The sequence below is a fragment of the Butyrivibrio sp. ob235 genome (assembly GCF_900109475.1).
GTDB lineage: Bacteria > Bacillota > Clostridia > Lachnospirales > Lachnospiraceae > Butyrivibrio.
This window is the reverse complement of record NZ_FOBE01000008.1, coordinates 57,687-83,348: the sequence shown is the minus strand read 5'-3', so window position 1 is coordinate 83,348 and position 25,662 is coordinate 57,687. Positions and strand designations below refer to the sequence as shown.

Genomic DNA, 25,662 nt, shown 5'->3' with positions numbered 1-25,662 from the left:
AATCAATTATTTTTTTGGCCATTTACAGATTCCCACCTCAAGAGCTCTTTCTTCCTTCAGATGAAAATCTGCATATTTACAATACCAGCAGCCTTTCAAGCTTGGAATTGCATCCTCTCTTGGAGTGTATGCAGGGCAGATATCTTCTGGCCACACACTTCCGTCTCTCTTAAGAATATCATAATTGTTTGCTTTATTATCCATTGCATAGCAGCAAAGAAATATATTCCCAGCCTCAAAACCTTAGTCTTAAGATTCTGAGAAGCCACGCAGCCGCCATGCTGAGCCAGTCATATCCCGGATAGACAAGGGGCGAAAACACGACCATAGCCGTATATGATAGCAGACTGATTATTCCGCATATACCAAGCTTTGTTAATTTCATAATGTGGCTCCTGTTCTGGGTTTTGTCTTAGTAGGGTGTGCATTTGAAACAAATATCATGGCATCATATGATTCATGTGGATTTCTCCATTCCCTGTAGGTATAAGGGATAGCTTTCATTACTATTCTATTAAGTCCTCCAACGGACTGATCTCCCAGGTTTCCCAAGAATATATATCCATTAATCTGAGCTGCAATGCGTGAATCATCCGGAACCTTCGAAAAGTCAAGCAAACATACGTCATTCCCACTCTTATATGCTGCTTTTGCCAGGGGATCATGCGAATATGCTGTGAAGGTTGTACGCTGCTTCTCATTCTTTGGCATATTGCAGGTTGTTTTATAAAAATCTGTTCCTATGCTGAAATATGCATCCCTGCCAATCTCATCCGCAAGAATGTTTCCCATAACCTTATCTTCTCCGCCACGGAATGTTCCAAATTGTTCCATATGTCCGTTATGTCCGGACAGGAAGACCATCTTGTTGCCAAGCTGTTCTTCCTGATCCAAAATCCACATCGCATTCTCTGCCATAAAGCTGTCACGAAGTCCAAATGAGCCTGTAGGATTTTTTTCATATTCATCAAAAAGCCTGCTGTTTTGTATAAGCACATCTGCATAATGCGCTGCTGCCTGATAATGATTTTCTAACAAAAGGTCTCGTACTTCTGTAAGAATCTTTTCTCTGTCTTCCAATCTAAACTCATCCGAATATTCAGTTCCATCCATTAGCTGTTCAAGCTTGGTGGTACTGATTCCACATTCTGTCAGCGCTTCAATGACATATTTAAACTCATATTCTTTATCCTGCATGTCGAATCCATAGAATCGTATATCCTGTCCTTCTACAGCCGTCTCATTGTAAGATCTCATCCAGGATATGAGATCTGCCATCTCATCTGTTCTGTAAATCTGAAATCCAAGAGTTTCGGTTGCTTCTTCCAAAGTTCCCTCCCCTCCATGGATGTAACGGTTTATAGCTTCACAGCCACCGGTGTCTGCCTCCAGAACAAATGCTCTTATTCCTTTGTTTTCTACCATGTCCTGAAATACAAGTTTCTTTAGTTCCTGAAACTCCTTGTTACCGTGTGTTGCTTCACCAAGCGCAACAATACGAGTACCTTCAGGAACATCTATACTGGGAAGTTTATCACCTGTGATTTTCTCTGCATACTTTGCAAATTCATCTATATCCGCGCTTTTCCCTGTGCTAAATCCTCCAAAATGGCTATACACAAGACCGCAGACTACCATTACCAGCAACACAGTAGTCGTAATGATCACTCCAATAGGTTTCTTTTTTCTCTTTTTCAACTCAGTCACCTCCATTCCAAAAAATACACTACTACAGAGAAAAACAGACCTTATCAATTACACTGATAAAGGTCTGTTTTACACTTACTTTTTTGTACGAAATAGGCAAAAAACTCTTTTGTTCAGCTTAGTATTTTCGCTAGCTATTTTCCTATAACCCACTACATATCATATTGAAACATCGATCGAACCCCCATCTGAAACCGGAGCTGCCATTGCAGGCATTGATACGGTTGCCCCCTGCACTACCGGGCTTCCAACCGCTGCAGAAGCTGACTGTCCACCTCCCATACCGGGAATACTTCCGGCTTTTCCAAGCTCATGCTTGATCATATCTTTAAGATATTCCATATTTGCTTTTACTATAGCCTTGTTTTCTGAAGCCCTGTGCTTTCTCTTTAGATCCTCAAAATCCTCTTTGCTCATATGCGGATCTACCACTTCCATATCTTCAAGCATCTCCATGGTTTCTTCCAACTCTTCCAGTTCTTCCTCACCAAATTCAGAGATCATCTTGTTCAGGTCTGCCATCATTTCATCCGAAACATCAGCCCCACTCTCTTCTATCTGCGAGAGGACATCCTCCAACATCTCCTCGCGCTCATCGAAGATTTGGTCTTCTTTCTCAGTGATCTTTTCTTCCTCTGCCTGTGTTATGGCACTCTGAATACCCCGAACAGCATCTTCCTGTTCGTCAAGGCGCTCATCCTGCTTCTGCGCACGGGCCACCATCTCTTCCAGTTCCAGATGATGTTTCTTTTTTCTTGCCACCATTTCCATGCGCTTTGCATGGGTTAAAGCAAACTGTAGTTCCTCAGGATCACCATCCCCCGCAGAAATCTTTCTCTTTATCTGCGTCACAACTCTTTTTGCTGCCAGTACTGCCTGCCCGGCACTGTTTGATGTCTTGGCACTCTGTATTTTGGATGCAACCTCTTTATAATTATAGGTCGGCTTAGGCGCTGTCTCTTCCTCTGCTGCATCCGGGGAACCGGATGATGTCAGAAAATCATTTATTTTTTTATTATTCTGATCTTGCTGAGAATCCTGCTTCAGTGAGCGTATCATCTGACGCATCTGCTGTGATAATCCTTTTCTATCATCAACCTCATTGTCTGTTCTTTTGTCAAGGCTTGATACAAAAGAATTTACCGGCATCTTTCCCATAATTGTATTCTTCATGGCTCCGTCAGTCTTCTGAGCATAGAGATTCCCCTGGGCATTCTTCATGTACTGTGAACTATATAGATTATTCGCAATAAATGATATATTCATGCCGTACCTCATAACATGTAGGAATCGTATTTATACGATTCCTCTCGCGCCAGCCGCACGCTGCATAGCAGCAATTTCCACCGTGCGGCTGTGTGCATAAAACATCAGCCTCTGAAATCTATCTTTGTTCCTACCATCTGCTCGGCCTGAGTCATAACTTTTCCGGATGCATTATTGTATGAGTATGTCTGCACCTTGGAGAGAAGTTCATCCATGGAATCTGCTTCGAATGTTACATATTCCTCGTTATCTGTGATCTCAGTTTCTTCTTTATCAGTATCTGCTTTTTCTGCTTTTTTATCCCTGGCTTTTTGGATACGTTCCTCCTGTGCCTTCTTTTCTGCTTTCTTCCTTTCCTGCAGTTTTGCAGCCTTTTTCTCTGCAGCTTTCTTCTCGGTGCGCTTCTTCTGAAGGTCAGAAGTCTTATTTACTGTAGCAAAGAAATTCTCTTTTCCATTGGAATCAACACTCATTCCAAAGTTCTTTACACTAGCTCCGCTGCTTGTAAGTCCCATCTTAGCCTCTGACATCTTTGTCTGTGCCATGGCAATGATTCCCTCATATTTTTTGCGATATGATTCATCCGTCGCCATCCGCTCAAGCTTCTCTTCATCTATAAGGACTACCATTTTGTTGGCATTGCCATAGGAGGCAGCATTCTGCTGGACCTGTGCTTTCATGTCCTTGCTTACGGCAATGAACTCCATATTATGATATTTTGATTTCAGCGAATTATAGTAGTCCTTTGCCTTATCGGAAAGCTGCACATCTCCAATAGTCATCCCATATTCAGTTTTTCTGGGCACAAGTGAACTCGTGGTATCTATCGGACTCCACGCTTTTGTTTCTACTTTAGCCTGCTGAGAATTTTTTGCTGAACCAGCCTGATCTGCCCTACCTGTATCAGGAGTCTTAGATACTCCTGATTTCTCGTTATAGACACTCTGATTTATCTGCTGATATGCAGAAATACCATTAATTCCTGTCATACTGATCTACCTCCTTGTAAAAAAGCCGACATCCATTTCATTCATATATATCTAAAAACGCATAGTAAGACACTTATCCATTTCTTATATTTTTTATCGTCTTAACTACTGCTTGAATGTACCCTTAAATTATTAAAAAAGTATAAAGTTCTTTGTACCCTCATTGTTGTACGAAAAAAGGCCTTCAGAAAACAAATCCTGAAGGTCTTCCATCCAAGAGCTGATTTTCAGCTTCGTTTATCATTCCCTGATCAATCATCATTAGGAAATCCTCAAGCTTTTTCCCTGAAACTTCATATCCATTATCTTTTTCCATTTCTACCGCAACATATTTTTTGCCAAGCATCAATGAGAAGAGGACTCTTGCTACTTCTTTGATAATCCTCATGATATAGTCTTTTTCATCATCAAATGTCATAGGTCACCTCCGTTAATAATCGGAGCTGCATTACTTGGTATGCTTTGACGATATTGATGATAACAGCCTCAGAACTCCTAATGAAACTGCAAATATTACAATAAAGAATAACAGAGAGTACTTCAGTTCCTGCCCGGGAATAGCCTTACTTAACATAAAGAAAAATGCAACGGTAAAAACTATCGTGCATGCTAAGCTACTGATAAGGTCTTTTTTTAATGTATCCCCGTTGCTCTTAGGATAATTCCATGCCCCTGCTCTTACTATCAGCATCAGGTAAGCCATCCCGCCAAGTAGCACTGCAACCGTCTCTCCTATAACCAGTTTCATATCCATATAGGCAATCATCTGAATCAATATGGCTATCGCACTTATGATAAAGATGGTAACAAATCCATAATTACTTGCTTTTACGGCTGCCTTTTTCTGTTCATCAGTATACTCTGCTACAGTTTTAAGTGTTTCCTTTAATTCTTTATCCATCTCGCTTTTCCTTTCTCCATTTAGAAGCTCCTTGACATCGATATCATAATAATCTGCAAGCTCTATCATGATAGAAAGATCCGGCATGTTTGTTCCAGTCTCCCACCGTGATACAGTCCTGCCAGAAACATTTAATATTTCAGCAAGCTGCTCCTGTGTTAAGTTTTTCTCCTTACGAAGTACCCGTAAGAACGCTCCAATTTTCTGTGAATCCATTAGCTCCTCCTTTCACTCACAGAATATAGAAAGCTGTCTAATACAAACACGACACAAAGCGAGAAATGCCGTTTTTATGCTATTAGACAGACTTGTCTAATACATTATAGCCATAAAAATAGCAGTACACAATTTAATAAATCATGTACTGCCATACGTTCACTTCATGCCTGAGCTTTTCTTATATCAGCAGTATCCTGAACTGCCTTCGGAAGCCAATCTGCTTTGACATAATCAAGCGGAATGACCAATTCTTGGATTTTGTCATCCTTACCAGGTCTCTTAATATCGTCTGGTAAGTAATCCAGCCCAACTTCCCTTAAACTCATGACACTATCATAAATCCAGCCAACAGCTTGGTTATCGCAATACAAGCAATAGCACCCAAACATCTTTTTTACTTTTACAGTGTCATGATCTCATTAAACATTGTATTTCCTCCTTACTATTTGTCCGAGAAACAGGCGCAAATACCATTGCTGTACTTTTTTTCCAAAGAAGAAATGCCAAAGGCATTCCCAGAAGCTCAGCAATTATAAAGCTCATCCACACCATATTCAGATTACCAAAACTACTTGCCACTAATGCAAATATTAAAGGAAGCAGTGCCTGTCTAAGCATAGTCAGATACATGCTCTTTGTACCTAGAGATAACCCCTGAAGCGCAGCTGCAATGACAAGATTGATAATTGATAAAAGATATGCTACTGCGAGAAGCCTGATTGCAGGCACTCCTATAGTCAGCATATTTGAAGATGCATCAAAAATCTCCAGTACTTTTACAGGTAGTATTTCCAGTATCAGAAAGAATACTGCATAAAACAGCAGTCCATATCCAAATGCCCATTTAACTGCGTCGTTTACCCTGTCTTTCTTGCTTGCTCCATAGTTATAAGCAACTATCGGAATTAGCCCATTGTTTATGCCATGTACTCCCACAGTTACAACGCCGTACATGCGCGTGCAGACACCGTAAACGGCAACAGCTGTAGATGAGAACCCAAGGAGTATTGAATTCATTCCAACATTCACGAATGAAGTAAGTATCTGTACTACTGTAGACGGTATTCCCACACTCAGAATCGCACGAATGCTTTCTTTGTCCGGACGAAGCGTGAATGCAAATGGTATTTCCTTATTCCATTTCCTGTTTATAAGGACACCTGCAATGAGCCCAACGCACTGCCCTATTACTGTTGCTATAGCAGCACCCGTAGTTTCCAGACGTGGAATTCCAAACATTCCAAAAATAAAGATCGGATCCAGAATCAGATTTGTTATAGATGCAGCAGATAATGTGAAAATAAACAGAGTAGACTTACCGCTTGCTATTACAAAACGATCAAACACCCACTGTCCCATCTGCCCAAATGAGAACAGCATACAGATGGTAAGATACTGTCTTCCATAAGAAGCAATGGCTGCGTTTCCACCAGACTGCCAATCATAATATGCATTAACAAAAAGCATACATACAACCGCATTTATTATCCAGGAGCATATTGCAATGAAAATTGCAGCACTGGCCGTCTTTTTTACCTTATCAGGTCTTTTTTCTCCAAGAGCTTTTGATATTACTGCATTCAGACCAACAGCGTTTCCAAGCCCCAAAGATGATACGATCATCTGCACGGGAGCAGCTAATGAAAGCGCAGTAAGTGCATCCTCTGATATTCTGGAAACAAAAATCGAATCAACAAAGTTGTAAAGTGAGTTTATAAGAAGGCTGAGCATAAGCGGGATTCCGGTTCCAAGAAGAAGTCTGCTCATCTTCTGCGTTCCCATGATATTTTCTGTTTTATTTGAAATTTTGCTCATACGGCACCTCCTTTGTGTTCTCCTAATGCAATCATATTATGGCCATTTGCTATAATCAAATACTTGTATTGGATATCTTGCTATAATAATATTGAATAGGAAATACTTTTTAGGAGGCTCACATTATGGATATCCGGATTATGCAATATTTTCTTGCGGTAATAAGAGAAGGAACTATTTCAGGAGCTGCAGAAGCTTTGCATGTGGCGCAGCCATCACTTTCAAGACAAATGCGGGAATTGGAAGAGGAGCTGGATGTAATATTATTCGAAAGAGGAAACCGTAGAATAACGCTGACAGAAGAAGGTTTAGTCTTAAGAAAACGTGCTGAGGAGATGATAAGTCTCATGCAGCAAACAGAGGATGAACTTTCACAGGTAAAGAATAATACCACCGGAACAATCAGGATAGGTGCAGGTGAGTCCTGGGCATTTCAATATATTGCCCAGGTTGCCACAGAACTCACACATGAATATCCCGGTATAAAATTTAATGTAAAAAGTGGAGACTCTATTGATCTTATGGATGAACTCGGAAAAGGGCTCCTTGATTTCGCACTTGTTTTTTCTGATCCTGATCCGAGCATCTATCAGTTTGTAACGCTTCCGGGAGCAGATATGTACGGAGTACTAATGCGAAAAGACAGCCCTCTCGCCAAAAAGAAAACACTCACTATGCAGGATCTCCTAAGTGAACCGGTTATCATTTCCAGAGGGGCACAAAGACATTTTTCCTCAGATGAAGTGTTGTCAAAATTGAATATAACAGCCACCTACAATCTTGTATACAACGCTTCAGTAATGGTAAAGGAAGGAATGGGCTATGCCATCACTTTTGACCGGCTGATAAATACTTCCGGAGAATCGGAACTTACCTTTGTTCCTCTAAATCCAAAGATTAAGATTCATGGCAAGCTGATATGGAAGAAGTATCAGATATTATCACCATCAATAAAAAAATTCATTGAAAAAATGAATGTCATATTATGATTGGCGCGCATTGTATGAACCCCGCCATCTATTCAGCTGCCACCCTCTCACCCTAATCCTACATCCAGCGCCATCATGAGTATGAATCCCAGGGCAAAAGAAATTGTTCCAATATTCGAATGCTCACCCTCGGACATTTCCGGGATTAGTTCCTCTACTACGACATATATCATGGCTCCTGCTGCAAAGCTCAAAAGATATGGCATCAGAGGAATAAAAAATCCTGATGCAGCAATGACCAAAAGCGCACCTATCGGTTCAACAATTCCGGACAGAACGCCATAAAGAAACGTCTTTCCCTTAGGAACACCCTCACCTAAAAGCGGCATTGAAACAATTGCTCCCTCTGGAAAGTTCTGTATAGCAATACCGATTGCCAGCGCCAGAGCTCCTGTAAAAGAGATCGTGCTGTTTCCGTAAAGCCAGCCAGCACATACTATTCCTACTGCCATTCCTTCAGGAAGATTATGGAGAGTGACCGCCAGGACAAGCTTTGTTGTTCTCTTTAGCCCGCTCTTTGGACCTTCCTCGTTTTTATCCAGATGCATGTGAGGCGTCACCATATCCATTACCAGAAGGAAAAGCATTCCTATCCCGAATCCGACAGATACAGGAACAAACCCAAGCTTTCCCATATCTGCTGTCTGATCAAGTGCAGGAAGCAGGAGGCTGAAAAAAGATGCGGACACCATCACCCCCGAAGCAAAGCCTGTCAGCGCACGTTGCATCTGCTGGCTCATCTCTTTTTTAAACAAAAATACACTGGCAGCGCCAAGCGCCGTTCCAAGGAATGGAATGATGATTATATTCCACATATCTTGTAGCTCCTTTCCTTTAGTAATGTCATATTTAAGTCTTATCAGGCCAGGGAACAACAATTTCAGCATTGGGTGGGTAATCTCTTTCTTGTTCCATTGTCCCCTGTTTCCCACTTACTATATTATGCCTTTTTGCGGCACATTCGTAAAATTACATAAAATCCATAATTCTTATTGAGGTATCCCCCAAAAAAACAAAATATATATTCTCTTTAAAATCACTATATATCTCGGCTTTTACTACCTGTTCCGAAGACTCTTCTTTTTTCACAACCTTGCCAAGCACAAGTAATTTATAAGACTATTCTCGCTAAAACCAGAGTTCACCTTTCCAACATCACGATATATTCCGGTGTTCCTTCCTCTGGTTGTCTCTTCCCGTTGAGTTTAAATCCATGTGTCTCATAAAACCTGACGGCATCTACATTCTTTTCCAAAGTCCACACAAATTTTACATCAAACTTCTCTTCCGCAAACTCTAGCAGCTTAGAGCCGATGCCTTGTCCCCAAAAGAAGTAATCCACATATAATTCAACGATCTCTTTTCCTTCCAGATGGATCATTCCTTTAACTATGCCATCATCATATACCCAGACTTTATCCAGTAGTTCAGGAGCTCTGAATTCATCAGCGACCCTGAATACTTGCAACTCGTTAAAAGAGTAATCGTCGTTATGAAAGATTGATCTGTACTTTATTCTCTTTGTAAACACCAGGATTTCGGCAATCCTGGATAAATCCCTGAGTTCTGCTTTTCTTATCACGTTTCTGTATCCCCCTTACCGATAGATTGCCTGGTCAATGTCCATTTTCAATTGAGCATCTGATGTCATGACATCAACATCGACATACCTTCCAAGCTCAATGGCATCACCAAGGTCGAGCTTCTCGGAATACTGCCAGATTACAAAGTCCTGCACCGGAAAAAAGAAGGTATTTCTGATCCACAGCGGATTTTCTCCGATTTCTCCTCTTAAATACTTGAAATAAAAAGTCTGCGTGGTGTAAATTACGGGCTTTGTTCCATACTCCTCTTCCATGAGTGCTGAGAGTTCTTTTAGCTTTGATATAACCAGTTCTTTCTGAGGTGGATTCTTTCGCATATCACCGTACCACTCTACGTCAATTGCTGGGATCAGCTCCATTTTATATTCTTTTACAGCTTCTCTGAAGTTGTCCATCTGCGTCTCTGATGAGCTTTCAAGACTTAGGAAATGGTAAAATCCGTAGTTGATATCAGTCTTAGAGACACCATCATAATTGTCTGCCAGTTTTTCATCCACATAGCCGCTTCCCTCGGTCGCCTTTATATAAGCAAAAGAAATGCCATGCCCTGAAACCCTAGGCCAGTCAATATTCCCCTGATGATGAGATACATCTATTCCCTTTATTGAATATCTTTTTGAAGCTACAGGGGCCGATACAGCTATCATAAAGCAAATCAGTGCCGCAAAAATCAAGCCCCCCACTACCAATGCTGTCTTTCGTGGTATTTTCATATATGCCAGACCTTTCTACCTGATCCTATTATTATACAGCTAATCGCCATTTTGTATTGGATTTTGGATCATAGTAGAGTCGTATTACTCTTTTCATATTCATAACAACAATCAGGCACTCAAAAACGAAGGTGTAATCTCCCACAAAAATACCGTCTTCCGTTGTGTGCGTGCCCTTTTTCTCGCTCTCTCTGTAAGCCTTTATAGTATAAGTCTCATATTCCCCATCATCATTCATAAAGCGCAGACGCAGCGGAATGATGCTTCCATCCGCCTTGTGTTCGCTGATAACATCCACTTCATCAATGACTCTGCTCATAACAAAATCTCCTGAATCTATATCCATCAAATCATCAATAGGATTATCCCCGTCAGCTATATTTTCCCTTTTAATCAGGTCTCTGTTCTTATAAGGGACATCTTCCGAGATCAGACGCTCTTTTTCTCTCAGTGCCTCCTCAAAGCCCTTAAGCGCCGAAAAGGGCATGAACTGGCTTGCCCTGTCTGCTCTTGGCATAAAACGCGCCTCCTACTTTTTGTGTCCGCCTATCTGGGCGTTTCTGGCTATCGAATTACCGGCTTCATATAGGTCCATCCCCTTTAAGACGGCATTTTTCCCATAGCGGGACTTTATCCGGTTCACCGACCTGGTCACCTTCCTGTCCTTCTCCATAACTTCGGGATCAACAAAAAAGCTATACTGCTCAAAGCATTCGTCAAGTACGGAATTGGCGCTGAGAATAACTCTCCTTATCGGTACTATCCTGTTGGTAGTCTTATAGTAAAGCCTGACATAAGCATCCATCAGTATCCGGTAGGAATTTGTCGTAACCTGCAAGGTCATATTCCCGCCGGTAGATGGATACGTTCCTGCGCTGTAGCCTATATAAAGCGAGACATTATTGCTGACCACATGCGCCGCAACCATATCAAGCGAGAGCTCGTCCGCCATCTCCTTCACTATGATCACGGCTTCATCAAAACTGTAATCCCTCATCAGTACCTGCCCGCAGGAAAGAGATTTGGAGCGGGTTCTATAGTTTTTGATGTCCTTCATGGTGCAGGATTCCCGTCCCCATGCATGGTCTATAATGTACTCCGCAAGAACTCCGAACTGTTTATACAACAAGTTTTCCGGATAAACCGCGATATCTCCCTGGGTATACATCCCAAGCGCGTTGAGCCTTCGCGCAGTTCCGGGGCCGATGCGCCAAAAATCGGTGAGCGGCCTGTGTGTCCAGAGCCTCTGTCTGTAGGATTCCTCGTTGAGCTCCGCTATGAAGTCCGGAGAATGCTTCGCCAGTATATCAAGGGCCACCTTGGCAAGATACAAATTAGTACCGATGCCACAGGTAGCCCTTAGTCCCAGCTGTTCTCTTATGTCGTTCATGATGCTCAGTGCCAGGTCATGGGGCGATAGTCCGTAAAGCTCCAGATAGGCAGTCACATCCAGAAAAGATTCGTCGATTGAGTAAACATGTATATCTTCCTTAGCGACATAGCTCAGATATATCCCATAAATATCCGCGGATACATCTATATATCTCTGCATCCTGGGAGGCGCTACGATATATTCCAAATTCTTGGGAATCTCATATATCCTGCAGCGGTTCTTAATTCCAAGGGCCTTCATGGCGGGCGTGATGGCCAGACAGATAGTCCCCTTGCTGCGCTCCTTATCAGCCACAACAAGAAGAGCCGTCATGGGATCCAGCCCCCTGTCCACGCACTCCACACTGGCATAGAAGCTCTTTAGATCAATTATGAAATATGTTCTCTGCTCTCTATCCATAGGCATACCTTTTCAAAATATCGAATGTATGTTCCGAACTTTTGTTCATTAATAATATACCCATCGAACGAATGTTTCAAGCGAACAAAATATTAATTTTTGATGAACGGATTTTTTAGCGACAGTCACTAATCCATGTCAAGATATGCGCCCTTCATCGGACTTACCACATGCTCTCTGAAAAGTCTCAGCACACCTTTTTGGTATTTACCGCTGCGCGGTTTCCAGTTTTCCTTTCTGTTCTGAAGGATTCTGTCAATCTCCTCCGGAGACCTCCTTTCACCCTTTATTCCGATTATATTAAGTTTCCTCTCTCTGACATCAAGCTCGATGAGATCGCCCTCTTCGATCTCTCCTCGCTCTTCCATCCCGTCCCAATCCTTAGCGGATCAAGTTCAGGAGCCACTTTTCTCATCTGCTGACTTTTCAATTCCATGTCCGACCTCCGGATTTTCCGATATTCCTACGTAATTTTTGATGTAGCCCTCTTTAAATAATCCTGTAGCCTGCCTTATCAAGAACCTCCTGCGCAAGCTCGAAATTCTCGGCCTTAACCAGAATATAATCCGTATTAAAAGTCGAAACAGCGAAGATTCCTATATTGTTCTTGGCCAATACCTTGGATATCCCCGAGAGAATTCCTATGAGTGAAAAATCGAGTTCTCCCTGTATTCTGAAGCACTTCCAGCCATCGTTTCGTTCCACCGTATTTTCGGGAACCGTCTCGGTCCGGCACACGAGAGAAATCTCCTCATCTGTTTTTCCCACGAAGCAAAAGTCCTGCTGTAAATCTATCTCAGAAATATCCTTAACCTTGCATACTGTAAAATCATATGGTAACCGCAATAATTTCATAATTACACCAACCTTTCCTTCACAAGATATTTATCTTCGTCATATTACAAATTGCTGACAATATAGTTCCAGATTGCCGTTGTGGGCTTGGGATTGTAATGTATTCCGTCGGGCGATATCTCTACATTGTTCTTAACATAGGAATATACGTCTATCACCTTCACGCCGTGAGCACTTGCCCATCCGGTGACACTCTGGTTAAAGGCGATCATTTTTTCATTTGGATAGTTTGCGACATCGAATTCGCCGCTGAGGGATTCATCCGCAGTAGGGCCTACTGTACAGATAACAACTGTTTTTCCCTGGCTTATCAGACTTTCGTATACAGACTCGTATAAAGCCGCATCGTTGTTATCATTGCAGCCAAGCCATGATACCAGCGTGTCAAACTCCCCTGTGCCATAGCGACCGATAACATCAGTGAGGTATGCACAGTGGCAGCCGTCTTTTGCAAAAACCCTGATTCCGCTGGCATCATAATCGTAGATTTCCTCTGCATTTCCATCAAACATATCAACTGTTCTTGAATCTCCCACAAAGAAGATTCTGCCATAGCCGGTGCTCTCCTCTTTAGGAGTCTCCTCCTCGGAAGTAGCCTCGGTTGCTTCGTTTTGTGCTTCATTTTGTGCTTCCTCTGCGGGAGCAGCCTCTTCCTTCTCAGAACCGGCTTCATCGCTTTCAGTCTCGTTTTCAGAAGCTGTCACAGGCTCGTCAATATCATTATCAAAATTGCTCTCAACCCCTGAAGGGCTCTGGCCGGAAGGAGTTGCCACGCCGGATGATGACGGTGACGAATCATCACCTATACTTTCAGGCTCGCTCATGTCCGGCGCGTCACTTTCAAAGCTTGTAGACGGTGATCCGGTATCACCGAAATCTTCCGATGCATTATCGCTTGAAGGGGCTTGTGCAAAATCGGATGCCGGAGCACTGCTGTCGCTGCCATCGTCTGTGGCATTCATTGTCGGCGTCTCATCGGCGCTCTGATCTGAAACCGTTTCGGTCTCTGAAGGAGTGGGCAGAGCCGGTCTTTCGGTGCTTGTACTGTTTCCACAGCCTGACATGATCAGGCATGCTGCTATCAAAATAAATAATCTTTTTTTCATACCAAATGTCCTCTTCTTTTTCAAAACTTTTTAAACAGTATATCACATCGCAATATCTGCCACGATAAAGCCTATAAATGGTTAGCAATGTATACCGGCGATAAATACACTATTTATGTGTGGTACAATACTTACCATGTGAAAAAAATCAAAATAAAAATATTAGGGAGCTATCATGAAAAAGAGTATTTTAATTGGGCTATTGGCAATCAGTTTGTCTGTTTTATCAGGTTGTGGCCAAAGCGCTGCAGAGAAGGAAGCCGCACCGGCTGAAGCATCTTCGCAGGAGGCGTCTTCTGCGGAAGAAACTGTATCTGAGACAGAGGCAACTGCCGAAGAAAATACTGAGGTTGCCGACGGAATCGCAGAAGCAATTGAGCAGGAAACCTCCTATACCGAGGAAGCTGACGTAGCAGATGCCGATGAGAATGCAACCGACACTGAAGATAAGAGAATCGCCGAAGCTGAAGTCGGTGACCTTGTACTTCCCAAGTACACTGCCCTGAGAACGGATGAGGCTTCAGGTACCGTAGAACATATCTCATATCCCGCCCACGACTATGCAGGGGACGGCCATGAGATCACAAAGGAAGCAAATATCTATCTTCCTGCCAACTACAGCAGCGATAAAAAATATAATGTCCTGATTCTGCTGCACGGAATCGGCGGCAATGAAAACGAATGGGGATTGGATAAGAAAACTTCCAGAGTTAAAGCACTGATGGATAATCTTGCTTACTACGGAGACATTGATCCCTTCATAGTTGTAACACCCAATGGCAGAGCCTGTGATCTTGAAGGCGAAGGCAGTTCCGGAATAGACGGATTCTACAAATTCGGCCAGGAGCTTCGAAACGATCTGATTCCTTACATTGATTCACACTACAGCACCTATGCTGAATACAGTGAAGGTTATGATTTGTCCGAAGCAAGAGCACACAGAGCCATTGCCGGCTTATCAATGGGCGGTATGCAGACAATAAATATCGGAATAGGCGAATGCCTCGATATGTTTGGATATTTTGGAGCCTTTTCCGCAGCGCCTACCAGCAAAACTGCGGCCCAGACAGCTTCTCTTCTTAAAGACAATACTTATCCCATATACTATTTCTACAATATATGCGGATTACAGGATAGAACAGCCTATTCAAGCGCTTCAGCGGCCGCAAAATCACTGCCCGCTCTCTGCGATCAGTTTGTGGATGGTGAGAACTTCATGTGGCAGGAGCTTAACGGCGGCCACGATTTTCACATCTGGTATCTGGGCTTCTACAATTTCGCCCAGCTGGTATTTAAGGCGGAGTCTTGATTTCCCGTTAGAGCCCGCCCATGGAGCGAAAAAAATCGACTACTGATTTAGTAGTCGATAGTTACAAGCAATCCGTTACCTGATGCTTCTGAAACAGTGTACTTTTCCGGTACACTGTTTTTTAATGTGTCCGGAACAATTGCAAAGGGTTCTACTCCCAAAGCCTCTCCTTCCGTAATCTCCTCAAGTGAATACGGATCATCGGAAAGCTCCAGATCTGTCTGTATCAGATCCACAAAAGGCAGCTCATAGATCTTTTTTGCTACCGCAATAAGCTTATCAACCTTTTCACGGTCATATACTATCTTGTGGTCCTCCGCCTTTATAAGATCATCCTCGGGAACAATAATATTTATTGTAAAAATCCCCTTCTCCGGCTGATTCAGTATAAAGCTTCTGACTTCGGAAAACCCTTCCAGGACATGCACAATCTGTATATAATCATTCCCGGCGTGTTCCTTAAAAGCAAGCCGATAGTTATCTTCCAGCTTCTTCTGATTGCTATCCATGAGTTCATCATAAGGTATATCCATGAACGGCCAGTACTCGCCAAGAAGATTCAGCCCCGCCGTCGGCAAAACCTTGTAAAAGTCCCTAAGAATAGTATCGTATATATGGTCTCTGTTACATTCAGAGACCAATGAAAAGTATGCCGGCATGCTTTCCCCCCTCGCTATGCATACAGTCTCTCTCATCAAAAGCTTCAAGATTGACTGGCATTCTTATTAAATTTTTTAGCCTATTTATTCATTATACGATATATAAATGTAAGTGCAATTCCCAAAATTGATAAAATCATTGCTGCATAATAAGCTGCCACATAAGTACCCTGCATACTGTAGATTCTGCCTATGATTATCGGCGCAAAAAATCCTGAAAATGCAAAACCAATAAACATAATTCCATAATTTACGCTTGAATACTTTGCACCGAATTTCTCGTTGGTAAAACCGGGATATATTCCCATAAATCCGCCAAAACATATACCTATGATGCAAATTCCCGCATAGAGAGTAAATGCGCTACCCTCTCCGGTGATTATAAGCATGAAAAGGCCAACGATCGAGCAAAAAAGCAATATTGTAAGTGTATTTATCTGCCCGATAAGGTCAGAGATAAATCCTCCGAGAATTCTTCCACCTGTATTGAAAAGAGCCAGAACAGATACAACCACAGCGGCTGCCTGCGGACTCATAAGCACCTGATTCTGCGCAATCGGGGAAGCCTGCGAAATGATCATCATACCCATAAATGCGCCGCAGCACATAAGCACCATCATTACGTAGAATTCCTTGGTCTTAAGCATCTCGCTCCAGGTATAATCCTTAGCTTTTGATGCTTTTGTATTATCGGAAAGAGGTGCAACATACCCTTCCGGCACAAAGCCGTCCGGACAGGGAAGGATCAGTAATGATGCGGCAAATACAATAATAACAATCGCTATTCCAAGTATCTTAAAGGCCATTGTTACATCCATTTTGGAGATGATTGCATTGGCAATGATCGGAACCAGCACTGAGCTAAGTCCATAAGATGCAGTGGCTATACCACCGACCAGTCCCCTTTTATCCGGAAAAAACTTAACGCAGTTGCTGACTGTGCAGCCGTAGGTCATACCCATGGCAAGTCCGCAGCATATACCAAATCCGAAAATAAGTCCCGGAACAGATCCCGCAAAACCGCAGATAAGAAAGCCCAAACCAAACCAGATTCCGCCTATCATAATTACAAATCTCGGTCCGATTGTCCTTACAAGCTTTCCGCCGCCTATCATGGTTATAGGTCCAACCACATTTGCTATGGAGAATACTATGGCAAGACTACTTGCTGTTACGGCATTGTCTCCGCTAAGTCCCTGTACCGCTGAAATATGCTCCGCCATAGGAGATGCAAAAACGCTCCAGGCATACAGTGCACCTATACAAAGGTTAATCAGGCAACTTGCTATTAATACCAGCCATCTCCGACTTGTTAAATTCATTTTTAATCCTCTTTTCGTCTAAAAATTACATGTGTTTTTCAACAATGAGTCCCACCGGTTCATCCCCAAGGGAATGGACGTGGAAATATCCCTCGCCGTAGGGCGGTTTAGGATAGGAATACTTATAAAATTTTTTATTTTCGGTATCTTCCAGACATTCTGCCATCCTCTTCAAGACGTCTTTTGTAAGAAGATTCCCGTTATGTGATGAGATATAATAGTCAAAATCAAGCTCTAAGGCCTTTTTAACCGTTTGGAGCTCCTCCTCCACAGTTCCGTGATTCTTGAAAATCAGACTGATTATCGGAGAGAGCGCATCGCCGCTAAGAAGCAGCTTTAATTCCGGAAGTAATATTCCAATCGAACCGTGGCTATGACCGGGAAGGTCAATGATCTCTCCGTGAATATCTCCGAGGTCAATTCGGTCAAAATCAAGCTCTGCAATCTGCTTCCAATCCCCACAACCAAATACAATACCTTGTGTATCGTCTTGTATATTATCTTCCATCTCACTGACCCATTTATTCAGCAGTTCCTCATTATAGGTATCCAGGATATTTCTGTCCTTTTGGGACAGATAAACCTTAGGAAAAAAGCGGCTTCCGCCAATATGATCAAAATGACCGTGACTGCATATTACAAGGAGCGGCAGATCTGTTATCTTTCGCACTTCTGCATGGATATCATCAACTCCGCAACCTGTATCGAATAAAAGGGCTTTTTCGCTTCCGATTATAAGGCTGGTCCCGCTTTCAAACCTGTCCTCAAGTATGTATATTTTTCCTGAGATTTTAGTCGTTTTTATCATTTCTTAAGTATAATACTTATCAGCTTTTTCTGGAAAGCATCCACTCCGATACCCACATAAACAACACCTGCTATCATTGCAGCCCCGATCTGGAGCGGAAGTGTGCCGATATCAGCTATTGCCATGGGTCCCATTATCGTAAGACCTATTGCCCATCCGCAGAGCCATGCCGGTGTGAAAATGAACTTTGGCACACTCTCGCCGATGAGAACCGCAAGACCACCCATCACAAACAATGTACAATACAGCTCAACATTGGGATTAAAGCTCAGCTTTTCCATTATAAAAATCGCGATAACCGCCCAAATATCGCCGCACAAGAATCCGATAGCTATTTTAAGGGCATCTGATGCCTTGTTTCCGTTCGCTACATAGAGTCCCGCACATATAAGAGCTACCGCACCGGTGGTGATACCAACCATGGGTGAGAGGACTGCCCAGATAGGCGGAAGCAGCGCTATTCCCAGCGCCAGTGTCAATTTGTTTATTGTTTTTTCGTTCATTTGTAACTCTCTTTTCGTTCTAAAATGAATCAGGCTCCGACTCCTTATTTTCATAAAGCATCGAAGCCTAATAAAGATTATCGATTATTCAAAATCAAAGCCTGTAAAGCAGGGCTTTCCTGTATAGTGCTTTATCTCCTCTTCTCCGTTAAGAGCGCGGATTGCACCTGCAGCCATAGCTTCCATCTCGAATTCTCCGGGATAAGCAAATACCGGTGCAATAAAGGAACAGGTATCTGTAATCTGTTGTACAAGATCCTTGTTATGCACCATTCCGCCTCCGAGAAGAATTCCGTCCACTTTGCCGTGAAGAACGGCTGCCATGGATCCGATGCACTTTTCGATCTGATAAATCATTGAATTCCAGACCATTTCAGCGTACTTATCACCGTTCGCAGCACGGTTTGTAAGTTCAATAGCATCTGATATTCCTTCGTGGCTTACAAATCCGCCGGACTTGGTAATAAGCGGCTTTACATCAGCTACGCCGAGGTTATTCTTCTTCATGTAATCAAGGAGATTGGCAACGGATATGCTTCCGCAGCGCGTAGGAGCCATCGGTCCCTCTCCGCCTACGATATCAAAACCGTCTACCATTTTTCCCTGTCTGTGCGCGGATACTGAGATTCCGCCGCCGATATGGCATACGATGTAGTTTGCTTCCTCATATTTTTTATGAAGAACGTTCTTGCTGTGGCGAATTGCTGTCTCCTTGAGGTTGAGGGAATGGAGGTGTGCGAGGCGATAAACGCCCTTGATTCCTGTCATTCTCGCAAGATCCTGATACTCATCAACATCCGGAGGATTTACTACCATCGCTTTAGCGCCGTTTTTGGATGCAAACTCATGAGCTAGCTGCGGTCCGAGTGCTGCAGGATGGATAACGCCGTTTGCCATGGTTCTGGCATGCTCCAAAATCAGATCGTCCACTTCGTAGGTACCACCCTCCATAGCGAAAAGTCCGCCGCCACGGCCTACAAACACGTCCACATCATCGATGGACTGACCTGCCTCCTTAAGGAGGTCAAGGATCATATTTCTTCTGTAGGGAAGCTGATCACTTATGGTCTCGTATTTTGCAAGCTCAGCTGCATCGTGAGATACATTCTGGGTATAGAGACACTCTTCACCCTTAAAAAGCGCGATTTTGGTGGATGTAGAGCCCGGATTTATTGTGAAAACCTTGTATTCTTTCATTTTTTCTTCTCTCCTGCCGCTCTTACTGCGCTGATTACGATATTGCCCTTGATCTCGGATACCGGTGCACTTCTGGAGCAATCACATACAACCTTGTTAAAGCCCTGAAGCATCGGACCGTAAGCATCCGCCTTACCGAACTGCTGAATGAGCTTAACTGCGACATTACCTACGTTAAGATCGGGCCAGATAACAACATTTGCCTTACCTGCAACCTTGCTCTCTCTGCTTACCTTCTTCTTGGCAACATCCGGGTTAATAGCAGCATCAAGCTGGAATTCACCGTCAATTGCAAGGTCGGGACGAAGCTCGTTAGCAATTTTTACTGCCTCGGTAACCTTGTCGATCAGCTCGCCCTGGCCGCTTCCGCAGGTGGAATAGCTGACACATGCGCATCTGGGCTCCCAGTCGAGAAGTGACTTAACAGTATCACAAGCTGAAATAGCGATACTTGCAAGCTGCTCGGGGTTGGGATTGGTGCACACTGCACTGTCACCGATTGCAAGAAGTGATCCCTCGCTTCCATCAAATCCCGGAATATCGCAGAGTCCGATACTTGAAACTGTTGCAAGACCGGGCTTAATGCCGATTATCATCTGTCCTGCAAGAAGAACGTCACCTGTCGTATAGTCAATTCCCGCAAAGGTAACATCCGCTTCGCCTGCAGCCTGCATAACCATTGCAAACTGGAGCTTATCCTCCATACGACGTCTGAGTGCCTTCTCCTTAAGTCTTGTCTCGGGAAGCGCTGTGTATTTCTCAACAAGAAGGGCCTTGTACTCCTCGTTGTTTACGTCAACGATCTTGAACGCCTCTTCCTTGTAGCCTCTCTCCTTGATAGCAGCCTTAATCTCTGCTTCATCACCCACCAGGATAGGTATGATATATCCTTCGGTGCCTGCCTCATAAGCTGCCTGCATCATCTTTTCATTAAGAGCCTCAGGGAATGCTACTCTCTGGGGATCCAATTTAGCTTTTTCAAAAATCTTATCAATTACGCTCATTTTCTACCTCTCATAAATAGGCTCGCCTTTACAGCGAGCCCAAAATGTTTTACATCTCTTCTTCAATAAGATCGATGAGATCAGAGATTGTCTCGCAGGCACTTGCATCAGCAAGCATAAGAGCTACGTCAAGCTCGTTCTCAATCTCTGAAACGAGAGCTACCATCTGAACTGATGCTCCGTTTAAGTCTGTCTTGAAGGATGTGGATTCTGAAAGCTCAGAAACCTCCTTCTTGTAGGACATTGCTACCATGTTTAATACCTGATCTAAAATTTCCTGTCTGCTCATTTTTATTCTCCTTTTTTTCTTGTCCCCTCATCCGGCACTTCGTGCCACCTGTCTCCGCTCCGCTTCGGTCCGCGCTGAACCGACGGTCTACGTTCCACTCCGGTCGTTGCTAAGCACTCGTCCCCCGGACGAGTAGCAACCCCGGACGTCGAGCGCCCCCAAGGGGAAAGCTTTAGCTGAGGTACTTCTCATCCAGATCGAAGATTACGGTCTTGAAGCCGCCGTCACGATCTATTATTGCTGCATGTATATCGAGGGGAAGCTGTTTGGAAAGCTCCTCACGATTCTTTTTACTGATTCCGCGTACAACTGCGTTAAGTCTTGTGCCCTCTTCGAGCTCGACCTCGCCGTATGCGAATTTGCCCATTTTCTTGTATTCGGGCTTTGAGGAAAGTGCTGCAGGAAGTACGATGGAGTGAAGCTTAGCCTTTCCGCTTATCTCGTACCACTCTGTCTCATAGCTTCCGCACTCGTTACAAGCATATACGGGCGGGAACTCAACATGTCCGCACTTGGGGCACTTACGGCCCATAATTTTTCCTTCTTCCAAAGATGTGTAAAATTTCTCAACTATTTTCTCTAATTTGATAGCCATGGTCTCATCCTCCCTATTAATCCATTGTCCGAATGATGATAGCGGCTACGTTCTGAGCACCGCCGTATCCACGGAGCATTGTTGTTTTCGGCAGTTTCTTAACCTGGCGATCACCGCACTCATTCCACATCTGCTTGCATGCCTCGTACATATCTGCAAGTCCGGATGCTGCGTGAGCGTGTCCGAAGGAGGTTCTTCCGCCGTTTGAGTTGATCGGCTTGTCACCGTCCCATGCAGTACGTCCGTCGCAGATGTACTTCCAGCCTTCGCCGTAGGGAAGGTATCCTGCGATCTCAGCAGATACAAGGTGAGATGTGATGATGAAGTCATTTGCAAAGAACAGATCAAGATCGTCTCCTGAAAGTCCTGTTGACTCATAAACCTGCTTTACTGCTTCCTCTGTTGCGCGAACCTCGAAGTGAGGTGTTGTTGCCTCACAGGCAGCACTTCCGATTCCGAGAACCTCGATGGGCTTATGCTTTAAGTTCTTTGCAATTTCCGGAATCTTTTCTGTAGCACATACGATACATGCTGCAGCACCGTCGCACTTAAGCTCAAGTCCGCCTGCTCTGAGGAAATCACCCATCTTCGGGTTGTAGGGTGAGTTCATGTATTCATCAAGAGTCATGCCGGCTTTTTCAGCGAGCTCCTCATAGGTTGTTCTCTCGATAGCAAGCGGGTTTACAGATGCATTACGTCTGTTATTTATACACATTGCATTGAGTGTGTTATTCATATCCTCAGCAGAGATGCCTCTTGTGCGGACATACCACTCTGCAGCGTCATCATAGATGAGCTCCTGACCTGCCATAAGGCTTCTGGTGTAGGTTCTGTCATAGAGCCATGAAGTAGTCTTAAGGAACTTCTCCATTGTCATCTTGTCACGCTTATAAGGGTGCTTGGGTGTCTCAACATTATCGGCAGGGCTCGGTGTAGAATCACCGAACTCAACGGCACCTGTAAGAACACAGTCATATTTTCCTGATGCAACCGCATTTACAGCCTGCTCAATTGCAAGATAGCCTGTGCAGCAAGCCTCTGAGTGGTGAATGGATCCCTTGCCCTTCATTCCGAACCAGTTGGCGATCTGAACGTTGGGGGTAAGGTAGTTTGAACCGTTCAAAGGGCTCGCACAGCCGTGGAAGTAGAAATCAACATCCTGAGGGTTAACTCCGGCATCTTCCATAGCCTTAAGTGCGGCATAACCAAACAATTCGCCTTCTGTGAGGCCGTTTGTTTCTTCATTATCTACGGTGTACATAAAGGGTGTACAACCGACACCGATTATGGACACGCTTCTTGAATAATTTCCAAATTTTTTCATGTTATTAACCTCGTTAATTATCTTTTACATGGAATGGGTTTTGTGGGGCACTTAGGCTTCTGGGCACCTGCCATAACTATTGCATCCTCGTCACAGGCCTCCATACACTTGCCGCACAGCGAACACTCATCCATAACAATTACGTGAACGAACTTATTCTTTCCGAGAATTGCGTCGTCTTCGCAGACATCCATACACTCGCCGCATCCTACGCACTTACTTGCAAGGATATGGTAAGTCATGAACTTCTTGCAGACACCTGCGCGGCAGCCCTTCTTGGAGATATGCTCATCAAAAATCTCTCCGTAACTGCCAAGTGCCTCCTTTACTGCATCTGCAATATCTTCGCCATCTTCGCAAAGGGACTGGGTTTTCATCATCTCGGCAAGGTCTTCCATAAGAGCCTTGTCCCCGCTTCGTCCCTTCTTCTCGGTAATATCTTTTAAGATCATCTCCAGCTGTGTGATTCCTTCGTATCCAAAAACACATTTGCCACAGTTCTGGCAGGGATGGCTCTGGACTTCCTTAAGAAGGACATCAACCACGCACTGATCTTCTTTTAATTCTTTGATCTTATCTGCGCTACTCATCTTTTCCTCCTTAATACTCGTTCCAAAGCTTAACCTTGGTTATTGTCGTTCTAAGATCACACTGCAGACATCTTCCGGCTTCGCACTTAGCCTGGTCGCAGGTAAGAGGTTTCTCAATCGCTTCAAAACTGCATTTTCTCTTGTCTGCTTCCATAACCTCAGCTTCAGTTCTTGTAAGATCCGCAAAGCCCTCAATCTGTCCGATGTATTTCTCGGGAGCCTGTCTTTCCACCAGAACTTCGCTGATATCGCCGTCTCCGCCAAGGAATTTATCGATTGCCACAGCGGCATCTCTTCCGCCCGCGATAGCCTCAATAACAGACTTTGTGCCTGTAACCACGTCGCCTGATGCAAATACACCTTCTACACTGGTTGCACTGTCCTTAGCTGCAATGTAAGGTCCGTGTGTCAGCTCAACGCCCATCTTGTCTGTTCCCTCAGGCTTCTGACCTACAGCAAAGATTACATTGTCGACCTCAACTATCTGATTTGAACCTTCTTCGAGCTCGATGATAGCCTTTCTGTTTTCATCGAAGTAGAACTTGTTTACCTTCTGGATCTCTACTCCGGTGGCTTTGGTATCACCTGTTATCCTAAGGAAGGAATGCGCTGCGTGAAGGATTACACCTTCCTGCTCACCTTCCATTCTCTCCTCCTCTGAGGAGGTCATCTGCTGAAGATTCTCAAGACAAGCTATGTGCACTTCCTTAGCACCCTGTCTGATTGCGGTGCGGGCACAGTCATAAGCAACGTTACCGCCGCCGAGAACCATAACCTTATCACCAACAGGAAGCGGATTGCCCTGTCTTGCAGCCTTAAGGAAGTCTGCATTCACATATACGCCCTCAAGGTCATTTCCTTCGATCGGAAGCTTGGTTCCCTGATGTGTTCCTATGGATACCAGAACCGCATCAAAACCGCTCTGAAGAAGCTTTGCGGGCTCTTCACAGGCTTCGCCTGTCTTTAAGGTAATTCCTGCTTCAAGAATCGTATCAATCTCTCTGTCTAAGAGCTCATCGGGAAGTCTGTATGCAGGGATGCCGTAGCGACACTGTCCGCCTGCCTTCTCATTTTTCTCGAAAACAGTGACCTCGTGGCCTTTCTTTGCAAGGTAGTAAGCAGCTGTAAGTCCGGAAGGGCCTGCTCCGATAACGGCAACCTTCTTGCCTGTGGGAGCATCCTTTCTGACGTTCTTTTTCCACTCACCGCTCTCATTCGTAGCAGCTGCTCTCTTAAGTCTGCAGATAGATACAGGAGAATTGAGCTCTCCTCTCTTACACTGGCTCTCGCAGTTTCTTGTGCAGACAGATCCGAGAGTCTCCGGGAAAGGCACCTTTTCACGAATAATGGCTGTCGCCTTATCAAAATTGCCTTCCTTCACAGCTCTTATATACTCAGGAATATCGATGTGTGCAGGGCAGGTACTTCTGCAAGGTACAACGTTTTCATCATAGGTTCTCTCGGGTTTCATCAAATGGAATGCATCCACAATTGAACCTGTGGGACAAACCTCAATACATGCGCCGCAGAATCTGCAGCCGGCTTCCTTGAGGGACTTGCCCTCCGGGATTCCCGCCCTGATACCCATGTCGGTCTTGATGTAATCAAGAACCTTAACACCACGCATATCCTGGCATGCTCTGATGCAACGTCCGCATCTTACGCATCTTGTGAAGAGATGCGAAATCAGCGGATTGCTCTCATCATTCGGAACTGCTCTCGATTTCTTTCTCCAGCGCTCCGGGCTTACTCCCATGTACTGATACATTGACTGAAGCTCACATTTTCCGTACTTGGGACATCCTGTACAATCAGCGGGGTGCGTAGCAAGAATCAGCTCCATGGCTGTTTTTCTTACCTTTTCGGCCTCGGGGCCATTAACCGTGACCTTCATGCCATCAGTCACAGTCGTTTTACAAGAGGGCACAGCCCCCTCCACTCCGTCAATCTCAACAGAGCAGAGGCGACAACCTCCCTTTGCTTCCAAATCAGGATGGGAGCAAAGGTGCGGAATAAAAACGCCTGCTTCAAGGGCGGCATCAAGAACGGATGCGCCTTCTCTTGCCTCAATTTCTTTTCCGTCAATAAAAATCTTCATCTACCTGT

The 25,662-nt window shown here is 44.1% G+C and carries 29 protein-coding genes and 1 pseudogene; 2 read left to right on the top strand and 28 right to left on the bottom strand.

Annotated features, from left to right (window positions below):
• Positions 1-6: 6 nt before the first annotated feature.
• From BMW61_RS08210 to BMW61_RS08175, 9 genes and pseudogenes are all read right to left on the bottom strand, one after another.
• Positions 7-204: a hypothetical protein gene (locus tag BMW61_RS08210; RefSeq protein WP_091820889.1), complete on the bottom strand. Its 198-nt coding sequence runs from the start codon at positions 202-204 to the stop codon at positions 7-9.
• Positions 205-235: 31 nt separating this feature from the next.
• Complete coding sequence (locus BMW61_RS21845; RefSeq protein WP_175475133.1) at positions 236-385, bottom strand: hypothetical protein; 150 nt, start codon at positions 383-385, stop codon at positions 236-238.
• Positions 382-1,707, bottom strand: coding sequence for an erythromycin esterase family protein (locus BMW61_RS08205; RefSeq protein WP_242876665.1), 1,326 nt, complete (start codon positions 1,705-1,707; stop codon positions 382-384). The genes BMW61_RS21845 and BMW61_RS08205 overlap by 4 nt, the downstream gene beginning before the upstream one ends.
• Positions 1,708-1,866: 159 nt before the next feature.
• Entirely contained in the window at positions 1,867-2,973 is a 1,107-nt protein-coding gene (locus tag BMW61_RS08200; RefSeq protein WP_091820885.1) for a hypothetical protein, read from the bottom strand.
• A gap of 104 nt (positions 2,974-3,077) precedes the next feature.
• Entirely contained in the window at positions 3,078-3,962 is an 885-nt protein-coding gene (locus BMW61_RS08195; RefSeq protein WP_091820883.1) for a DUF6033 family protein, read from the bottom strand.
• 211 nt (positions 3,963-4,173) lie between these two features.
• A pseudogene (locus BMW61_RS08190) lies at positions 4,174-4,380 on the bottom strand (DUF6483 family protein); the annotation flags it as partial.
• A 30-nt stretch (positions 4,381-4,410) separates the two neighbouring features.
• Entirely contained in the window at positions 4,411-5,079 is a 669-nt protein-coding gene (locus BMW61_RS08185; protein WP_091820881.1) for a helix-turn-helix domain-containing protein, read from the bottom strand.
• Between the two features lie 164 nt (positions 5,080-5,243).
• On the bottom strand, positions 5,244-5,408 hold the full coding sequence (locus BMW61_RS21840) for a hypothetical protein (RefSeq protein ID WP_175475132.1): 165 nt from the start codon (positions 5,406-5,408) through the stop codon (positions 5,244-5,246).
• A gap of 82 nt (positions 5,409-5,490) precedes the next feature.
• Positions 5,491-6,897 (bottom strand): MATE family efflux transporter, encoded by a 1,407-nt coding sequence (locus tag BMW61_RS08175; RefSeq protein ID WP_091820877.1) that lies wholly within the window; start codon positions 6,895-6,897, stop codon positions 5,491-5,493.
• Between the two features lie 125 nt (positions 6,898-7,022).
• Between BMW61_RS08175 and BMW61_RS08170 the strand changes: the two genes are divergently transcribed.
• Positions 7,023-7,886, top strand: coding sequence for a LysR family transcriptional regulator (locus BMW61_RS08170; RefSeq protein WP_091820875.1), 864 nt, complete (start codon positions 7,023-7,025; stop codon positions 7,884-7,886).
• Between the two features lie 47 nt (positions 7,887-7,933).
• Here the strand turns inward: BMW61_RS08170 and BMW61_RS08165 are convergent, their stop codons facing one another.
• The 8 genes from BMW61_RS08165 to BMW61_RS08130 all read right to left on the bottom strand — a co-directional run bounded on the left by BMW61_RS08165 (position 7,934) and on the right by BMW61_RS08130 (position 13,956).
• Positions 7,934-8,701, bottom strand: coding sequence for a ZIP family metal transporter (locus tag BMW61_RS08165; protein WP_091820998.1), 768 nt, complete (start codon positions 8,699-8,701; stop codon positions 7,934-7,936).
• A 326-nt stretch (positions 8,702-9,027) separates the two neighbouring features.
• Complete coding sequence (locus BMW61_RS08160; protein WP_091820873.1) at positions 9,028-9,468, bottom strand: GNAT family N-acetyltransferase; 441 nt, start codon at positions 9,466-9,468, stop codon at positions 9,028-9,030.
• 15 nt (positions 9,469-9,483) lie between these two features.
• Entirely contained in the window at positions 9,484-10,203 is a 720-nt protein-coding gene (locus tag BMW61_RS08155; protein WP_081667829.1) for a GH25 family lysozyme, read from the bottom strand.
• Positions 10,204-10,234: 31 nt separating this feature from the next.
• Positions 10,235-10,720, bottom strand: a complete 486-nt coding sequence (locus BMW61_RS22415) for a hypothetical protein (RefSeq protein WP_044929133.1) — start codon at positions 10,718-10,720, stop codon at positions 10,235-10,237.
• 12 nt (positions 10,721-10,732) lie between these two features.
• The gene (locus BMW61_RS08145) at positions 10,733-11,995 is read right to left on the bottom strand and encodes a Y-family DNA polymerase (RefSeq protein ID WP_022763346.1); all 1,263 of its coding nucleotides are present in this window, start codon (positions 11,993-11,995) and stop codon (positions 10,733-10,735) included.
• 128 nt (positions 11,996-12,123) lie between these two features.
• Positions 12,124-12,363, bottom strand: a complete 240-nt coding sequence (locus tag BMW61_RS08140) for a dihydroxy-acid dehydratase domain-containing protein (RefSeq protein WP_139176249.1) — start codon at positions 12,361-12,363, stop codon at positions 12,124-12,126.
• A gap of 121 nt (positions 12,364-12,484) precedes the next feature.
• Positions 12,485-12,850, bottom strand: a complete 366-nt coding sequence (locus BMW61_RS08135) for an ACT domain-containing protein (protein WP_091820870.1) — start codon at positions 12,848-12,850, stop codon at positions 12,485-12,487.
• Positions 12,851-12,894: 44 nt separating this feature from the next.
• A complete protein-coding gene (locus BMW61_RS08130) occupies positions 12,895-13,956 on the bottom strand; it encodes an SGNH/GDSL hydrolase family protein (protein ID WP_091820868.1) in 1,062 nt (353 codons plus the stop codon).
• Positions 13,957-14,131: 175 nt separating this feature from the next.
• Here BMW61_RS08130 and BMW61_RS08125 point away from each other — a divergent pair, with 175 nt between their 5' ends.
• Positions 14,132-15,265 (top strand): alpha/beta hydrolase-fold protein, encoded by a 1,134-nt coding sequence (locus tag BMW61_RS08125; RefSeq protein WP_091820866.1) that lies wholly within the window; start codon positions 14,132-14,134, stop codon positions 15,263-15,265.
• A 47-nt stretch (positions 15,266-15,312) separates the two neighbouring features.
• Here the strand turns inward: BMW61_RS08125 and BMW61_RS08120 are convergent, their stop codons facing one another.
• The 11 genes from BMW61_RS08120 to BMW61_RS08070 all read right to left on the bottom strand — a co-directional run bounded on the left by BMW61_RS08120 (position 15,313) and on the right by BMW61_RS08070 (position 25,654).
• Positions 15,313-15,924 carry a hypothetical protein gene (locus tag BMW61_RS08120; protein WP_022763351.1) on the bottom strand — a complete coding sequence of 204 codons (612 nt, stop codon included), beginning with the start codon at positions 15,922-15,924 and terminating at the stop codon, positions 15,313-15,315.
• Positions 15,925-16,004: 80 nt separating this feature from the next.
• Positions 16,005-17,246, bottom strand: coding sequence for an L-lactate MFS transporter (locus BMW61_RS08115; protein WP_026498178.1), 1,242 nt, complete (start codon positions 17,244-17,246; stop codon positions 16,005-16,007).
• A gap of 25 nt (positions 17,247-17,271) precedes the next feature.
• Positions 17,272-18,054: an MBL fold metallo-hydrolase gene (locus tag BMW61_RS08110; protein WP_091820864.1), complete on the bottom strand. Its 783-nt coding sequence runs from the start codon at positions 18,052-18,054 to the stop codon at positions 17,272-17,274.
• The gene (locus tag BMW61_RS08105; protein WP_026498176.1) at positions 18,051-18,557 is read right to left on the bottom strand and encodes a DUF1097 domain-containing protein; all 507 of its coding nucleotides are present in this window, start codon (positions 18,555-18,557) and stop codon (positions 18,051-18,053) included. Before BMW61_RS08105 ends, BMW61_RS08110 begins: the two co-directional genes overlap by 4 nt.
• Positions 18,558-18,641: 84 nt before the next feature.
• The gene (buk, locus tag BMW61_RS08100; RefSeq protein WP_022763355.1) at positions 18,642-19,754 is read right to left on the bottom strand and encodes a butyrate kinase; all 1,113 of its coding nucleotides are present in this window, start codon (positions 19,752-19,754) and stop codon (positions 18,642-18,644) included.
• Entirely contained in the window at positions 19,751-20,758 is a 1,008-nt protein-coding gene (locus BMW61_RS08095) for a phosphate acyltransferase (protein WP_091820862.1), read from the bottom strand. Before BMW61_RS08095 ends, buk begins: the two co-directional genes overlap by 4 nt.
• 49 nt (positions 20,759-20,807) lie before the next feature.
• Positions 20,808-21,047 carry an acyl carrier protein gene (locus tag BMW61_RS08090; RefSeq protein ID WP_022763357.1) on the bottom strand — a complete coding sequence of 80 codons (240 nt, stop codon included), beginning with the start codon at positions 21,045-21,047 and terminating at the stop codon, positions 20,808-20,810.
• A 172-nt stretch (positions 21,048-21,219) separates the two neighbouring features.
• Positions 21,220-21,642, bottom strand: a complete 423-nt coding sequence (locus BMW61_RS08085; protein ID WP_022761269.1) for a Zn-ribbon domain-containing OB-fold protein — start codon at positions 21,640-21,642, stop codon at positions 21,220-21,222.
• A 16-nt stretch (positions 21,643-21,658) separates the two neighbouring features.
• Entirely contained in the window at positions 21,659-22,966 is a 1,308-nt protein-coding gene (locus BMW61_RS08080; protein ID WP_091820860.1) for a thiolase family protein, read from the bottom strand.
• 17 nt (positions 22,967-22,983) lie between these two features.
• On the bottom strand, positions 22,984-23,556 hold the full coding sequence (locus tag BMW61_RS08075) for an NADH-ubiquinone oxidoreductase-F iron-sulfur binding region domain-containing protein (RefSeq protein ID WP_022761267.1): 573 nt from the start codon (positions 23,554-23,556) through the stop codon (positions 22,984-22,986).
• 10 nt (positions 23,557-23,566) lie between these two features.
• The gene (locus BMW61_RS08070; RefSeq protein WP_091820858.1) at positions 23,567-25,654 is read right to left on the bottom strand and encodes an FAD-dependent oxidoreductase; all 2,088 of its coding nucleotides are present in this window, start codon (positions 25,652-25,654) and stop codon (positions 23,567-23,569) included.
• Between the last annotated feature and the right edge of the window lie 8 nt (positions 25,655-25,662).

What these genes read in the sequence shown, in the direction of transcription:
- BMW61_RS08210 (WP_091820889.1), bottom strand. Translation starts at nt 204, where the DNA reads ATGGATAATAAAGCAAACAATTATGATATTCTTAAGAGAGACGGAAGT.
- BMW61_RS21845 (WP_175475133.1), bottom strand. Translation starts at nt 385, where the DNA reads ATGAAATTAACAAAGCTTGGTATATGCGGAATAATCAGTCTGCTATCA.
- BMW61_RS08200 (WP_091820885.1), bottom strand. Translation starts at nt 2,973, where the DNA reads ATGAATATATCATTTATTGCGAATAATCTATATAGTTCACAGTACATG.
- BMW61_RS08195 (WP_091820883.1), bottom strand. Translation starts at nt 3,962, where the DNA reads ATGACAGGAATTAATGGTATTTCTGCATATCAGCAGATAAATCAGAGT.
- BMW61_RS08185 (WP_091820881.1), bottom strand. Translation starts at nt 5,079, where the DNA reads ATGGATTCACAGAAAATTGGAGCGTTCTTACGGGTACTTCGTAAGGAG.
- BMW61_RS21840 (WP_175475132.1), bottom strand. Translation starts at nt 5,408, where the DNA reads ATGAGTTTAAGGGAAGTTGGGCTGGATTACTTACCAGACGATATTAAG.
- BMW61_RS08175 (WP_091820877.1), bottom strand. Translation starts at nt 6,897, where the DNA reads ATGAGCAAAATTTCAAATAAAACAGAAAATATCATGGGAACGCAGAAG.
- BMW61_RS08170 (WP_091820875.1), top strand. Translation starts at nt 7,023, where the DNA reads ATGGATATCCGGATTATGCAATATTTTCTTGCGGTAATAAGAGAAGGA.
- BMW61_RS08165 (WP_091820998.1), bottom strand. Translation starts at nt 8,701, where the DNA reads ATGTGGAATATAATCATCATTCCATTCCTTGGAACGGCGCTTGGCGCT.
- BMW61_RS08155 (WP_081667829.1), bottom strand. Translation starts at nt 10,203, where the DNA reads ATGAAAATACCACGAAAGACAGCATTGGTAGTGGGGGGCTTGATTTTT.
- BMW61_RS22415 (WP_044929133.1), bottom strand. Translation starts at nt 10,720, where the DNA reads ATGCCAAGAGCAGACAGGGCAAGCCAGTTCATGCCCTTTTCGGCGCTT.
- BMW61_RS08145 (WP_022763346.1), bottom strand. Translation starts at nt 11,995, where the DNA reads ATGGATAGAGAGCAGAGAACATATTTCATAATTGATCTAAAGAGCTTC.
- BMW61_RS08140 (WP_139176249.1), bottom strand. Translation starts at nt 12,363, where the DNA reads ATGGAAGAGCGAGGAGAGATCGAAGAGGGCGATCTCATCGAGCTTGAT.
- BMW61_RS08135 (WP_091820870.1), bottom strand. Translation starts at nt 12,850, where the DNA reads ATGAAATTATTGCGGTTACCATATGATTTTACAGTATGCAAGGTTAAG.
- BMW61_RS08130 (WP_091820868.1), bottom strand. Translation starts at nt 13,956, where the DNA reads ATGAAAAAAAGATTATTTATTTTGATAGCAGCATGCCTGATCATGTCA.
- BMW61_RS08125 (WP_091820866.1), top strand. Translation starts at nt 14,132, where the DNA reads ATGAAAAAGAGTATTTTAATTGGGCTATTGGCAATCAGTTTGTCTGTT.
- BMW61_RS08120 (WP_022763351.1), bottom strand. Translation starts at nt 15,924, where the DNA reads ATGCCGGCATACTTTTCATTGGTCTCTGAATGTAACAGAGACCATATA.
- BMW61_RS08115 (WP_026498178.1), bottom strand. Translation starts at nt 17,246, where the DNA reads ATGAATTTAACAAGTCGGAGATGGCTGGTATTAATAGCAAGTTGCCTG.
- BMW61_RS08110 (WP_091820864.1), bottom strand. Translation starts at nt 18,054, where the DNA reads ATGATAAAAACGACTAAAATCTCAGGAAAAATATACATACTTGAGGAC.
- BMW61_RS08105 (WP_026498176.1), bottom strand. Translation starts at nt 18,557, where the DNA reads ATGAACGAAAAAACAATAAACAAATTGACACTGGCGCTGGGAATAGCG.
- buk (WP_022763355.1), bottom strand. Translation starts at nt 19,754, where the DNA reads ATGAAAGAATACAAGGTTTTCACAATAAATCCGGGCTCTACATCCACC.
- BMW61_RS08095 (WP_091820862.1), bottom strand. Translation starts at nt 20,758, where the DNA reads ATGAGCGTAATTGATAAGATTTTTGAAAAAGCTAAATTGGATCCCCAG.
- BMW61_RS08090 (WP_022763357.1), bottom strand. Translation starts at nt 21,047, where the DNA reads ATGAGCAGACAGGAAATTTTAGATCAGGTATTAAACATGGTAGCAATG.
- BMW61_RS08085 (WP_022761269.1), bottom strand. Translation starts at nt 21,642, where the DNA reads ATGGCTATCAAATTAGAGAAAATAGTTGAGAAATTTTACACATCTTTG.
- BMW61_RS08080 (WP_091820860.1), bottom strand. Translation starts at nt 22,966, where the DNA reads ATGAAAAAATTTGGAAATTATTCAAGAAGCGTGTCCATAATCGGTGTC.
- BMW61_RS08075 (WP_022761267.1), bottom strand. Translation starts at nt 23,556, where the DNA reads ATGAGTAGCGCAGATAAGATCAAAGAATTAAAAGAAGATCAGTGCGTG.
- BMW61_RS08070 (WP_091820858.1), bottom strand. Translation starts at nt 25,654, where the DNA reads ATGAAGATTTTTATTGACGGAAAAGAAATTGAGGCAAGAGAAGGCGCA.